The sequence below is a fragment of the Thioalkalivibrio sp. genome, from assembly GCF_007692535.1.
In the GTDB taxonomy this organism is placed as follows: Bacteria; Pseudomonadota; Gammaproteobacteria; order Ectothiorhodospirales; family Ectothiorhodospiraceae; genus Thioalkalivibrio.
Genome location: NZ_REBW01000130.1, coordinates 1 through 13,211, shown reverse-complemented (window position 1 = coordinate 13,211; position 13,211 = coordinate 1). Strand labels below are relative to the sequence as shown.

At 64.3% G+C, this 13,211-nt stretch carries 14 protein-coding genes, 1 tRNA gene and 1 pseudogene; 15 read left to right on the top strand and 1 reads right to left on the bottom strand.

Annotated features, from left to right (window positions below; translation table 11 throughout):
* The 13 genes and pseudogenes from EA346_RS06895 to EA346_RS06835 form a co-directional block, all read left to right on the top strand.
* Positions 1-84, top strand: a pseudogene (locus EA346_RS06895) (carbon dioxide-concentrating protein CcmK); the annotation flags it as partial.
* 44 nt (positions 85-128) lie between these two features.
* Positions 129-467, top strand: a complete 339-nt coding sequence (locus EA346_RS06890; RefSeq protein ID WP_296756962.1) for a BMC domain-containing protein — start codon at positions 129-131, stop codon at positions 465-467.
* 11 nt (positions 468-478) lie between these two features.
* Positions 479-916, top strand: coding sequence for a ferritin-like domain-containing protein (locus tag EA346_RS06885; protein ID WP_296756960.1), 438 nt, complete (start codon positions 479-481; stop codon positions 914-916).
* A complete protein-coding gene (locus tag EA346_RS06880) occupies positions 909-1,178 on the top strand; it encodes a 4a-hydroxytetrahydrobiopterin dehydratase (RefSeq protein WP_296756958.1) in 270 nt (89 codons plus the stop codon). The genes EA346_RS06885 and EA346_RS06880 overlap by 8 nt, the downstream gene beginning before the upstream one ends.
* 1 nt (position 1,179) lies before the next feature.
* Positions 1,180-1,815: a ParA family partition ATPase gene (parA, locus tag EA346_RS06875; protein WP_296750376.1), complete on the top strand. Its 636-nt coding sequence runs from the start codon at positions 1,180-1,182 to the stop codon at positions 1,813-1,815.
* Positions 1,812-2,132: a hypothetical protein gene (locus EA346_RS06870; protein WP_296756956.1), complete on the top strand. Its 321-nt coding sequence runs from the start codon at positions 1,812-1,814 to the stop codon at positions 2,130-2,132. Before parA ends, EA346_RS06870 begins: the two co-directional genes overlap by 4 nt.
* Positions 2,133-2,156: 24 nt before the next feature.
* The gene (locus EA346_RS06865; protein WP_296756953.1) at positions 2,157-3,089 is read left to right on the top strand and encodes a CbbQ/NirQ/NorQ/GpvN family protein; all 933 of its coding nucleotides are present in this window, start codon (positions 2,157-2,159) and stop codon (positions 3,087-3,089) included.
* 41 nt (positions 3,090-3,130) lie between these two features.
* Positions 3,131-5,485: a nitric oxide reductase activation protein NorD gene (locus EA346_RS06860; protein ID WP_296756951.1), complete on the top strand. Its 2,355-nt coding sequence runs from the start codon at positions 3,131-3,133 to the stop codon at positions 5,483-5,485.
* A gap of 7 nt (positions 5,486-5,492) precedes the next feature.
* Positions 5,493-6,317, top strand: a complete 825-nt coding sequence (locus EA346_RS06855) for a serine protease (RefSeq protein WP_296756949.1) — start codon at positions 5,493-5,495, stop codon at positions 6,315-6,317.
* 93 nt (positions 6,318-6,410) lie between these two features.
* Complete coding sequence (locus EA346_RS06850) at positions 6,411-7,355, top strand: sodium-dependent bicarbonate transport family permease (protein ID WP_296756948.1); 945 nt, start codon at positions 6,411-6,413, stop codon at positions 7,353-7,355.
* A 5-nt stretch (positions 7,356-7,360) separates the two neighbouring features.
* Positions 7,361-7,651 (top strand): transcriptional regulator, encoded by a 291-nt coding sequence (locus tag EA346_RS06845; RefSeq protein ID WP_296756945.1) that lies wholly within the window; start codon positions 7,361-7,363, stop codon positions 7,649-7,651.
* A 94-nt stretch (positions 7,652-7,745) separates the two neighbouring features.
* Positions 7,746-8,726 carry a LysR family transcriptional regulator gene (locus EA346_RS06840; RefSeq protein ID WP_296756964.1) on the top strand — a complete coding sequence of 327 codons (981 nt, stop codon included), beginning with the start codon at positions 7,746-7,748 and terminating at the stop codon, positions 8,724-8,726.
* Between the two features lie 274 nt (positions 8,727-9,000).
* Entirely contained in the window at positions 9,001-9,480 is a 480-nt protein-coding gene (locus EA346_RS06835) for a DUF1566 domain-containing protein (protein ID WP_296756943.1), read from the top strand.
* Positions 9,481-9,524: 44 nt separating this feature from the next.
* Here the strand turns inward: EA346_RS06835 and EA346_RS06830 are convergent.
* Positions 9,525-9,611: transfer RNA gene (locus EA346_RS06830), tRNA-Leu, on the bottom strand.
* Between the two features lie 172 nt (positions 9,612-9,783).
* Here EA346_RS06830 and EA346_RS06825 point away from each other — a divergent pair.
* Together EA346_RS06825 and EA346_RS06820 are read left to right on the top strand one after the other, a co-directional pair.
* Complete coding sequence (locus EA346_RS06825; RefSeq protein WP_296756942.1) at positions 9,784-12,375, top strand: PEP/pyruvate-binding domain-containing protein; 2,592 nt, start codon at positions 9,784-9,786, stop codon at positions 12,373-12,375.
* A 21-nt stretch (positions 12,376-12,396) separates the two neighbouring features.
* The gene (locus tag EA346_RS06820; protein ID WP_296756940.1) at positions 12,397-13,092 is read left to right on the top strand and encodes an SDR family oxidoreductase; all 696 of its coding nucleotides are present in this window, start codon (positions 12,397-12,399) and stop codon (positions 13,090-13,092) included.
* Positions 13,093-13,211: the final 119 nt, after the last annotated feature.

The following is a 13,211-nucleotide window of genomic DNA, read 5'->3' as shown; positions in this document are numbered from 1 at the left end:
GGTGACGGCCTGGTGGCCGCGCACATCATCGCCCGCGTGCACAACGAAGTGGAAGGCATCCTGCCAACCGAGCCGTCCGCCTGATTCAGGGGCTTGCGGGTTCTGTAATACTGTAATGGAGAGAGTGCATGGCTAACGTGGCTGGTATTGCCCTTGGCATGATTGAGACCCGTGGTCTGGTTCCCGCGATTGAAGCAGCGGACGCCATGACCAAGGCCGCCGAAGTCCGGCTGATCGGCCGCCAGTTCGTCGGCGGCGGCTACGTCACCGTGCTGGTGCGCGGTGAGACCGGCGCGGTCAACGCGGCCGTCCGTGCGGGCGCCGATGCCTGCGAGCGCGTGGGTGACGGCCTGGTGGCCGCGCACATCATCGCCCGCGTGCATAACGAGGTGGAAGGCATCCTGCCAACCGAGCCGTCCGCCGTTGGCGGTGGCCGCGACGCCGAACTTACCTCGACCCGCAGCTAGGACGCCGCTCGATGAGCGTCGATCCGCGGACCATCGGCTGGCTGTCGCGCGCGCTCACTCATGAGATGAGCGCCGTGCAGCAATACCTTGCGCAGAGCGTGCTTGCACACCTGTGGGGGGATGAGACGCTCGCAACGTACCTGCGGGCCGAGGCCGTCGAGGAACTGGGGCATGCGGAGCGCCTGATGGAACGTCTGATCCGGGTCGGGGTGGCGCCCGCCGCCGCGAGCCTGACGCCGGCGCGGCTGGGTCGCAGCGTCGATGACCTGCTGGCTGCGAACCGCATTCTCGAGGCCGACGCGGTCAAGGTCTACCGCGAAGCCGTCGCTCACGCGAGGCGCATGCGCGACGCCGAGTCAGCGAAACTGTTCGAGGAGATCCTGGAAGACGAACTGGCGCATGTTCAGGAAATCGACCGCATGATGGCAGAACGGAACCGGCATGGCTGATCTACCGGAGGGATGGGAAGCGCGCGGGAGACCTCCGGCATTGTTTCGGCGCTTCGAGTTCGAACGCTACGGCGAAACGCGTGTCTTCCTCGATGCCGTCGCCGCGTTGACGGAAGAGTTGGGAGTGCACCCGCAGAACATCAGTTTCGGCACCACCTATGTCAACATCACCCTGGAGTCGGCCGATGGCAGCGAGCCGGGGTCGGTCGAGCTGGACCTCGCCGCGCGAATCAATGCGCTGACGGGGTCGGTGGAGCCCTGAAATGCCCACGCACGTCACGGCAGTCGTCAATCAGAAGGGTGGCGCGGGCAAGACAACGCTCGCGATGAATCTTGGCGCTGGCCTCTCTCGCCGTGGCGACACTGTGGTCATCGACCTCGATCCGCAAGGTTCCTCACGGCAGTGGGCCACACTCGGAAGCGCGCCCTTCCCTGCAACCGTCAAGCAGATGAGCGGCAAATGGGATGCCCGCTCCCTGCAGAAGGGCTTCCAGGCCTACCGGTACACCGTATTGGACTGTCCGCCGTCTCTCGACAGCCATGCGTCTCTGCAGGCGTTGCGCGCCTGCGATATCGCGCTGATCCCCATCCTGCCGTCACCGGTGGATCTGTGGGCGAGTCTGCGACTCCCACAGGAGATCGCTGAGGCCCGCAAGGTGAACCCGAAACTCAAGGCCTTTCTGGTCCTCAACCAGATGGAGCCCAGAAGCGCGCTGTCGGCGTCCATGCGCGAAGCGCTGGAAGAGTTCGACATCCCAGTGCTGGGTGCCGCGTTGCGCCGCCGTGCGGTATACCGGGGCGCCGCACTCGATGGCGTATCCGTGTATCAACTGGGTGGCCGGGGAGCACAGGCTGCGGCCGAAATCGAAGCCGTCATCAACGAGGTGATCACACCATGACAAATACCAAGGACAAGCTATCCGCCAGCGTGCGTCAGGCCAAGGCGGCCCAGAAGAGCGACGCCAAAGATCCGGTAGCGGCAGAAGTAGCCAAGCCTGCGGACAAGGCCCCAGCCACCGCTGCGAAGCCCCGGCCCACCGCCCCTCTCAAAGAGGCTGCCCCGAAGAAGCCGGCGGCGCGGAAACCGGCAGCTACCGCAAAGAAGGCACCGGCGTCCACTGGCACGAGCAAGCCCACGACCGGCAAGAAGCCCCGGACCGACGAAATCCCCGAAAGCGGAAGCGCCCTGTTCCCCAAGCGCGTCTGGCCCGACTGAATGCAACCCTGCAGGTGACCTGACATGCCCAATCGACCCACCGTGCGAACCTACGCCCCGCGCATCGATGCCGTTGCGCGTTCGACCGTCCGGCAGCCGGCTGCCTACCGGCCCACAGCAGACGCTGCTTACCGGCCCGCGGCAGACCATGTGACCTCGGAGGTTCTTGGCCCCTATGTGATCAGGGAAGAACCGTACTACCTTGCCGTTGCCGATGAGGTCGATCTTTACGAGGCGGCCTACTCCGTCCGCATGCCGATGATGCTCAAGGGTCCAACCGGCTGTGGCAAGACCCGCTTCGTCGAATACATGGCCTGGAAACTGGGCAAGCCTCTGATCACGGTCTCGTGCAACGAGGACATGACCGCTTCCGATCTGGTGGGCCGATTCCTGCTCGACGCCAACGGCACCCGTTGGCAGGATGGCCCGCTGGCGGTGGCGGCACGCCACGGGGCAATCTGCTACCTCGATGAAGTGGTCGAGGCGCGCCAGGACACCACCGTGGTCATCCACCCCCTGACCGACGCGCGGCGGGTGCTGCCCCTCGAGAAGAAGGGCGAGTTGATCGAGGCACACCCGGACTTCCAGGTCGTGATCTCGTACAACCCGGGCTACCAGTCGCTGATGAAGGACCTCAAGCAGTCCACCAAGCAGCGCTTCGGCGCGCTGGACTTCAACTATCCCGAACACGAGGTCGAGGCGGAAATCGTGGCGCATGAGTCCGGGGTAGGCATCGAGGTCGCGAAAAACCTCGTGCACATCGGCGAGCGAGCGCGCAACCTGAAGGGACACGGACTCGACGAGGGTCTGTCCACCCGCATGCTCATTTACGCTGGCACGCTGATCGCCAAAGGCGTCGCGCCCCTGGCCGCCTGTCGCGTGGCCCTGGTGCGCCCGATCACCGACGATCCCGACATGCGTGACGCTCTGGATTCGGCCGTCACAACCTATTTCTGAGGGCACCGTGCGCCGTCCTTGACGGCGCACACTGGAATTCCATGGCCATTCATCTCGAAGATTACGGGGAGATCCTCGAAGACCTCCCGCACGATGCCCAGGATGTCCTTCGCGGCTCATGGAACGAGGCTGCGCGCGTCTTCTCCTCCCGCGGTCTGGACAACTACCTCAAAGGTGCGGTCGCGCTGCATCACCTCGACCGGGATCCGGAGCTCGTGGTCACCTATCTGCAGGAAATGCCGGAGGTGGCGCGCGCCATCGGTGAGGAGACCCTGCCCGATGTCGTGACCTTCCTGCTCAGCATGGCATCGAAGACATCCGGCCAGGTTCTGACACTCATTGTCGGGACCGCACCGCTGGCTGCGGAACGCCTCGGGGACGAAAGCCTCTTCCGGTCCTACCTGAACGTCCTTCAGGTGATGCTGGCCCAGGCACCCCGCGGCATGCGGCCGATGCTGGAGCACCTGGACCAGCTGCTGACCCAGCTCACGCTGGGTGGTTTTCGCCGCTGGGTGAACTGGGGTGCACAGGCCTACAAGACCGATTTCGAGGGCCAGATCCGTTACTTCTCGCTGCAGAGTCCCGATGCCATGTCGGTGCTCCAGGCCGAGCGCAAGGGCACCCTGTTCGTCGACGTGCAACGGCGCCTCAACATCTACCTTCGCGCAATGTGGGGGCGGGATTTCTTCCTGCGCCCGACCGCCGGGGACTACGAGAGCCGCGAGGGTCTGAAGCCCTATATCGAGCACTTCGTCATCCACATCGCGGATGCCTATGACGATTACCGCCCCCTGGGCGACGAGACGCCGGATGCGCAAGTCGTATCCGGCCTCGAACTCTACCGCGCGGCCGCCAACCACTGCGCGGCGCATCTGGTATTCACCCGGAAACCGCTGTCCATGGAGACGCTGGACATCATGCAGATGGCCATCATCGAAGCGGTGGAAGACGCGCGAGTGGAGGCGCTTGCCTGTGCGCAGTTTCCCAACATGCGATCCACGTGGCTCGCACTGCATCCGCCAGCCGATTACGGCGACCCGCAGAGCGTCGGTGATCTCCTGAATCGCCTCGCGCGGGCCTTTCTGGAACCCGAGTCCCGGGATCCCCACCCCTGGGTCCAGCAGGGGCTGTCCCTGTTCCGCGCCGAAGAGGACCTCTCCAGCAACCAGATCAGCTGGAACATCGGCGTCGACCTGGCCCACAGTCTGGCCACACTGCCCCTGCCCGGGTTCAACCCACGCACCGATGTCCTCCGCGCGCCCTACCGCGACGACAACCGAACGGTATGGGAATCCCAGGAATACAACCTGGAGGCCGCGCTGGAGGCGACCTGGGCTCCGAAACAGGTACGCAGAACCGTCAGCGTGATCGAGATGGTGAACACGCTCGACTACGAGTTCGCCGGCGACGACGCCCAGGAGGTCTGGGTGCTGCCGACCGAGTTCTACCTGGATCAGGAAGGCGTGACCATCAATGAACTCGAGGGCAAGACGCCCGTCTCCGACCCCTTCCACTATCACGAATGGGACTACCAGATTCAGCTCGAACGCCCGAGCTGGGTGACGGTTCTGGAACGGAGACCAAAGCTGGGGGATCTGGAACTGATCGAGAAGATCATCGAGGACCACAAGCCCGTGATCTCCCGCCTCAAGTTCCTGATCGAATCGATGATCCCGCAGGGCATGCAACGCCTGCGCCGCCAGGAGGACGGGGACGAACTGGATATCAACGCGGCGGTCCGTGCGATGGTGGATATCCGCACCGGCCAGCATCCCGATACCCGGATCATGATGCGCTACAAGCGCAATGTTCGGGATCTCGCGGTGATGGTGCTGCTGGACATGTCGGAGTCCGCGAACGACAAGGTGCGCGGCCAGGAATACAGCATCATGGACCTGACACGGTCCGCGACCATCCTGCTGTCGGATGCACTCGATCGGATTGGCGATCCCTTCGCCCTTCACGGCTTCTGTTCCGACGGCCGACACGACGTGCATTACTACCGCTTCAAGGACTTCGACCAGCCCTACAACGACCTCGTGAAGGCGCGGCTGGCGGGCATGCAGGGTTCGTACTCGACACGAATGGGCGCGGCACTCCGCCATGCCGGCACGGTTCTCGAAAAACAGCCGAAGAACAAGAAAGTCCTGTTCATCATCACCGACGGCGAGCCGGCCGACAACGATGTGCGTGATCCGCAGTATCTGCGTCACGATGCCAAGCGCGCGGTGGAGGAGCTGGCGCGAAACGGCATCACCACCTATGCGCTGTCACTGGACCCGCATGCGGATCAATACGTCTCCAGGATCTTTGGCGCGAACAATTTCACCGTGCTCGATCAGGTGGAGCGACTGCCCGAAAAGCTGCCCATGCTGTATATGGGCCTGACCCGGTAAAACCCCGATGGACGTCAACTCGCTGAGCAAGAAGCTCCTGTTCAACACCATCCGGGTCGATACCGTCCTCGAGGACGGCAGCGAGGGTTCCGGCACCGCCTTCGTCGTCAGCCACACCCACCGCCGGGGGAGCTTCACCTTCATCGTCACCAATCGCCACCTCGTCGAGGGTGTGCGCAGCGGCGGCCTCGTCTTCACCCAGAAACGCAACGGCCAGCCGTTGATCGGGCACCGCTTTCAGCTGAACATCGAGGATTTCCCGCACGCATGGTTCCTGCATCCGGATCCCGAGGTGGACCTTGCGATCGTCCCGATGCGTCCCCTGGAACAGGCGGCCCGTGATCAGGGGGTTGAACTCTATTACCACGTCATCGACAGTCGGCTGTGTCCCGACGCCGCCGCGCTGCGGGCGCTGGACGCACTGGAAGAAATCCTCTTCGTGGGTTACCCCAGCGGCGTGTGGGACCACGTGAACCTGATGCCGATCATGCGCCGAGGCACGACTGCCACCCCGATGTTCCTCGACTTCGAGGGGCGCCCGGAGTTTCTGATCGATGCCGCCGTCTACCCCGGCTCCAGCGGCAGTCCGGTCTTCGTTTATCAACCCGACTTCATGCGTCCCACCCAGAGCGTGGGTCGAAAGTTCATGTTCGCCGGAGTGATTGCCGCGGTCTTCTTCCGCGAGGAGACGAACGAACTCGTGCCTGGTCCCGTGCCGGCAACCCCAGGTAGCACGGTCACGACCGCGGAAATGATCGACCTGGGCCTGGTGATCAAGGCACAGGCCGTCATCGACATCATCGATGCCTACCTGGGCCGCTGGGCCGAATGACCGTGTCCCGGGCCTCCGGCTCGTCGGTATACTCGCTGGCTGCTATCAGACCCGGACCGAAGCTTCCCAACCCGCCCGCACAGGAAACCTGCGATGCAATTTGAACCTGTGGTGCTCTTCTTTCTGCTTGGGGTGTTCGCGGGCCTGGTCCGGTCCGACCTGAAGATTCCCGGCTCGATCTACGAGGCCCTTTCGATCTTCCTGCTGCTTGCGATCGGCCTCCAGGGCGGCGTGAAACTGGCCGAATTCCCGCTTGTGCAGCTGCTGGTCCCCGCCCTCCTGATCCTCGCGGTCGGCGCGCTGATTCCGCTGCTGGCGTTCCCGGTACTGCGCCTGCTGGGCCGCATGACCCGCGCGGACTCAGGCTCCATCGCTGCCCACTACGGTTCGGTCAGCGTCGTCACCTTCTCGGTGGCCGTGGCCTTGCTGATGCAGGAAGACATCGACTTCGAAGGTTACATGATCGTCTTCCTGGTCCTTCTCGAGATCCCTGCGCTGGTGATCGGTGTCGTGCTCGCCCGTAGCGGGTCGGGCAGCGCACAATGGGGAAGACTTGCGCACGAGGTCTTATTCGGGAAGAGCATCCTGCTGCTCGCGGGCGGTCTGGTGATCGGATTCGTCGCCGGTGCGGAAGGGATCAAGCCGCTCGACATCCTGTTCTTCGACCTGTTCAAGGGGATCCTGGCACTGTTTCTGCTCGAAATGGGTCTTGTCGCGGCGGGCCGAATCGCGGGGCTGCGGAGCTATGGCGTGTTTCTCGTCAGTTTTGCCATCCTCACTCCTCTGCTTTCGGCGATCCTTGGTACCCTCCTCGGCTGGATGCTGGGGCTGTCGGTCGGTGGCACCATGCTCCTGGCGACGCTTTATGCCAGCGCCTCGTACATCGCCGCTCCCGCGGCCATGCGCATTGCAGTACCAAAGGCCAATCCGGCGCTTTCCATCGGCGCCGCGCTGGGCATCACCTTCCCCTTCAATATCTTCCTGGGAATCCCGATTTACCTCTGGATGGCTCAGTTCATACATTCCTTCGGAGCGTGATCGCTATGACTTCGCAGCCCATGACTCTCCTCATCATCGTCAGTGAGACCGTCCTGGAAGACATCCTGATCGACGAGATCATGGATCTGGGCGCCAAGGGGTATACCATCACCGACGCGCGGGGCCGCGGGACACATGGAACCCGCGCCGGGAGGTGGACCCAGGGCGGCAACATCCGTATCGAAATCGTCGGCAATGCAGAGCTGTGCCAACGTATCGTCCAGCGCCTCCAGTCAGCCTACGAGCAGGATTACGGGCTGCTGATGTACACCGCACCCGTCGAATTGCAGAATTGACCGTCCACCCCCAGCGCCCGGCCACCGTGCCGGTCTTGATTGACCGCAGCTGGAAACCGGCATGAGCGGCAAGGATCCGTCACAGCCCCAGATCATGCTCAAGTCGGAGCTGCCGGGACACCTCATCCGGCACGCCACGCTCCGCCAGCTGCAGGTGTTCGAGGCGATCGTGCGGCTGGGCAGTTTCACGCAGGCGGCCGAAGCACTGTTCCTGACCCAGCCGACGGTCTCGATCCAGATCAAAAAGCTCTCCGATGCCGTAGGCATGCCCCTGTTCGAGCAGATCGGGCGCAAGGTCTTCCCCACCGAGGTCGGCCATGAACTCTACGACACCTGCCGGGAAATCCTCGGATCCCTGACCAACCTGGAGATGAAGCTCGCCGATCTCCACGGTCTGAAGCGCGGACGGCTGCGGCTGGCAGTGATCACCACGGCACAGTACCTGGCGCCGAGCATCCTGGGGCAGTTCGCCCGCAAGTACCCCCAGGTCGAACTCTCGCTGGAGGTCAGCAACTACGATCGGGTACTGGCGCGGCTCGCCAACAACGACGACGACCTCTACATCATCGGGCACGTGCCGGACCAACTGACGGACGTCGCCGTCTACCCGTTCGCGCCCAACCCGCTGGTGGTCATGGCCCGGCGGGATCATCCCCTGGTCGGCAAACGGAACATCCCCATCCAGCGCCTCGCCAAGGAATATTTCCTGATGCGCGAACCGGGCTCCGGGATCCGCGAGGCGACACTGAAGCTGTTCGATCAGCATGGCATGCAGCCGAAGATCCGGATGGACCTCGGCAGCAACGAGGCCATCAAGCAGGCGGTGATCGGAGGACTCGGGATCGCCGTCCTCTCGCTGCATACCCTCAGCGCCGAGGGAACCTGCGGCCCGATCGCTCTCCTCGACGTTGCCGAATTCCCCATTCTGCGCCAGTGGCACATCGTGCACCCGCGCCGCAAGGTCCTGTCCATCGTCGCCAAGACCTTCCTCGAGTTCGCCATCCAGGACGAGGCCCGCGTCCGTGCGCACATCGACAGGATGATGGAGGATTTCCAGCAGAACCTGAATCGCTGAGGGCGACCCTCACGCATACTGGGCGCCAAGGATGATCCGCGCGAACGTCTCCGCCCCGCAACAGGAAACGCTACCGGTGCCAGCACCCCTTCCCCTGCCGAACAGGTCCGCGCGCAAGGGCGCCAAAACAGGCAGCGCCCGCCCCCCGCAGACGCCAGCTTTTGCTATGCTCATTCGGTGCCCCTAGCTGGCTTTCAAACGCCGATGGGCATAGGCCGGTGCAACGCTTCGTACGCAAGCCCGGCATCAAACCGATAAAAAAAAGGAGAATGGGATGAAGTTTCTGATCGCGGGGTTTGCACTGCTGCTGGCTGGCCACTCGGTCGCATCAGCGGACCCGGCCGACACACGCTTTGAGGCCATCGAGGACGGCGCTGTGGTCCTGGATCGCGAAACGGGTCTGCAATGGATGCGTTGCAGCATGGGGCAGAAATGGACCGGAACCGCTTGCGCAGGCCTTCCCAATCGGTACACCTGGGACCAGGCCATCAATCTCGAATCCGACCTCGCCGGCAACGACAGTTGGCGCCTGCCGACGGTCGGGGAGCTGCAGACGCTGGTGGAGTACCGGGTATTCAACCCCGCTATCAATCCCGAGGCATTCCCCAATACCCCCCCTGCAAATTACTGGTCATCCTCCGAAGCCGCCTACGACGCGTTCTATGCCTGGAGCGTTCATTTCGCCAACGGCTTCAGCAACTGGCGGCACAAGCGCCAGCGTTTCGAGGCCCGCCTCGTACGTGACGCGGACTGATCTCGGCCAGCGTGGATGCGTGGCCGCAAGGCCGCGGTCCGCGATGGTGGGGACGGCCGGAATCGAACCGGCACGACCTTGCGGTCAGCGGATTTTAAGTCCGCTGCGTCTACCAATTCCGCCACGCCCCCGGGGAACCCCCGGCCGGATTGATGCAGCCCGACCGGACCTTGCCGCAGCACCCGGATGGTACCGGAATTTCCACCGGTGCGGCAGCCACGGGCAGTGCCCCCCTCCACGATCCGCCGCGCCTGGGGTGTGCGGCAGTCCGGACCCGCGATGACCGAAGCGGATCCATCCAGGATGGTTTCAACCGGAATCGAGGGCCTCGACACCATCCTCGACGGGCTGCGGATCGGCGACAACGTGGTATGGCGTGTCGACGACATCGACGACTACCGCCGCTTTGTGGAACCCTTCGTTGCCGCTGCCTCGGCGCAGGGGCGGCAGATCATCTACCTGCGGTTCGGGCAGCACGCCCCCCTGTTGCCGGAAGGCCCCGGCGTGCGGACGGTACGGCTTGACGCACAGGGAGGCTTCGAGGCCTTCACGGTGCAGGTCTACCAACTGATCACCGATCATGGACGCGGCGCCTTCTACGTCTGCGACTGCCTGTCGGATCTCCTCTCGGCCTGGGCCACAGACTACATGGTGGGCAATTTCTTCCGGGTCGTCTGCCCCTACCTGTTCGAACTGGATACCGTCGCCTATTTCGCGCTGCAACCTCAAAGCCACTCGCATGTGACGTTGTCGCGGATCCGCGAGACCACCCAGGTCCTGATCGACGTGCATCACGCCGAAAACGAGCGCCAGGTCCAGCCGGTCAAGGTCTGGCGTCGGCAGTCCCCCACCATGTTTCTGCCGCACCGACAGCGCGGCGATCGCTTCCTGCCGGTGGTGGACAGCAGCGATGCCACCCGTCTGCAGGCGGCGCTGGAACATCGGCGCGAAGGCACCAGCCGGCGCCAGCTGGACTGCTGGGATCGACTCTTCCTCGAAGCCGCGGAAGTGGTCGCACCGGGCGTGGACGAATCCCGGCGCTCCGGGGTGCTGGAGCACCTGCTGCAGGTCGTGATCGGCCGCGAGCCGCGCATCCTCGCGCTGGCGCGAGGCTACCTGACGATCGAGGATCTTCTCGCCGTGCGGGCCCGCATGATCGGTACGGGCTACATCGGCGGCAAGGCCGTCGGGATGCTGCTGGCGAGAAAGATCCTGCTGCACGAGAATCCCGAGCGCTGGCAACGGCACCTCGAACCCCACGACTCGTTCTACCTGGGATCCGATGTCTACTACTCCTACCTGGTTCACAACGGATGGTGGCCGCGGATCATGCGCCAGCGCACCTCGGAGGGCTATTTCGAGGAGGCCCGGTCACTGCACCAGGACATGCTCGAGGGCGAGATTCCCGATGAGGTGCGCCTGGAACTCGAGCGCGTGCTCGACTACTTCGGCCAGTACCCGATCCTGGTGCGTTCCTCCAGCCTGCTGGAGGACGGCTTCGGCAATGCCTTCGCAGGCAAATACGAAAGCACCTTCCGGGTCAACCAGGGATCGCCCGAGGCTCGGATGGAGCAGCTGGAGGAGGCCATCCGCCTGGTCTTCGCCTCCAGCATGAGCGAGGACGCCCTGGTCTACCGCCAGCAGCGGGGGCTGGCCAACCAGGAAGAGCCGATGGGTTTGCTGCTGCAGCGGGTCAACGGCCGCTACCACGGACCGCTGTACCTCCCGGACGCGGCCGGCGTCGGCGTCTCGCGCAACGTGTTCGCCTGGGACCCCGAGATGGACCCGAAGGCCGGCATGCTCCGCCTCGTGCTTGGCCTCGGCACGCGCGCAGTCGATCGGATCGAGGGCGACCACGCCTGTGTCGTCGCCCTCGACCAGCCGCACCGGCGCCCGTTTCGCGATGCGGGGGATGCCTACCGCTACTCCCAGCATGCGGTGGACATCCTCGACATCATGGACAACCGGTTGCGTTCGATTCCTCTGCGTCAACTGGTCCAGGCCGCGCCCGACCTCCCCCTGCGCTGGGTGGCGGAACTGGACCGCGAGGCCACGGAACGATCGCGGGCACGACCCGACGGTGGCCCGATCTGGCGGCTGACTTTTGCCCCGCTGCTGCGCGAAACGGACTTCGTACCGTTGATGCGGCAGTTACTGGATACCCTGGAAAGGGCCTACGCCTACCCGGTCGACATCGAGTTCACCCTGCATCTCGCAGAGGACGGAACGCCGTCGATCAACCTGGTGCAGTGCCGCCCGCTGCAGACCCTGGGCGAAGCACAGCAGGTCCAGCTGCCCGCCCAGGTTCCGGCAGACCGGCTGCTGTTCTCGACCAGCGGTCGCTTCATGGGTGGCAACATCGACCAGCCGATCCACCGGATCATCCATGTCGACGGTCCCCGCTACAGCGCACTCAGCATTCCGCAGCGTTTCGCCGTGGCCCGCCTGGTCGGGCGCCTGAACAGGGAAACCAGCGAGCGCGACGACTGCCCGACGCTGCTGATCGGTCCCGGGCGCTGGGGCACCGGCAGCCCCGAACTCGGCATTCCGGTTCGCTTCGCCGACATCAGCCGCGTGGCGGTGCTGGTGGAGGTCGCCGAACTCGGGGCGGGGTTGATTCCGGACCTATCGTTCGGTTCGCATTTCTTCCAGGACCTGGTTGAGTCTAGAATCGCCTATGTGGCCGTGTTTCCGGGGGAGTCCGGCACGGCGTTCCATCCCGAGTGGCTGGACGCGCTGCCCGAAGGGTGCCGGATCCGGCGGGATACAGAAGAAGCGAGCGATCCGGCAGTTGCGGATACCCTCCGCCTTTATGACGTCCGCGGCAGAGACCTGCGCGTATCCGCCGACGTGGTGCAGCAGCGCCTCTTCTGCTACCAGCGCTCGCTGGCCTAACTTCCAATGGGGAAACGTGAGATGAAGACTGTAGTGGTGACCGGCTGCGGCCGGGGTATCGGGCTCGAATTCGTGCGCCAGCTGCTGGCGCGGGGAGATCGGGTCTTCGCCGGCGCGCGACGCCCGGAGGCATCCAGCGAACTCATGGCGTTGGCGAACGCCAACCGTGACCGCCTCACCGTGCTGCCGCTGGATGTCACCAGCGCGCCCCATCGGGCCAACCTCGCCGCCACCCTCGGTGGCACGAGCGTCGACCTGCTCATCAACAACGCGGGAGTCTATGGACCGGTCCCCGACCGCCTGGGCAATACCGACGAAGAGGCCTGGCTGGAGACCTTCCGGGTCAATGCCATCGCCCCGCGCCAGATCGTCGAGACCCTGCTGCCGCATTTGCGCACCGGCACCCGCCCGTGCATCGCCTTGCTGAGTTCGAAGATGGGCTCCATGGACGACAACGGATCCGGGGGCGTCTACATCTACCGCTCGTCCAAGGCGGCGCTGAACGCAGTCGGCGTAAGCATGGCCCGGGATCTTGCCGACCAGGGGATTCTTACCTTGATCCTGCATCCCGGGTGGGTGCTTACTGACATGGGTGGCCCCGATGCCGAGATCGACGTCAGCGAATCCGTCGCCGCGATGTTGAAAACCCTGGACGACGCCTCGGACGCCGACAACGGGCGTTTCATCGACGTGGACGGCAGTACGATCTCTTGGTAGGGGTCGTCGGGAACGGTGTCCAGGAAGGTGTCGGGTTACGCCCTTCGGGCTAACCCGACCTACGGTAAGTTGGCGTAGGTCGGGTTAGCGCAGCGTAACCCGACGGGATCCTGGCCTCA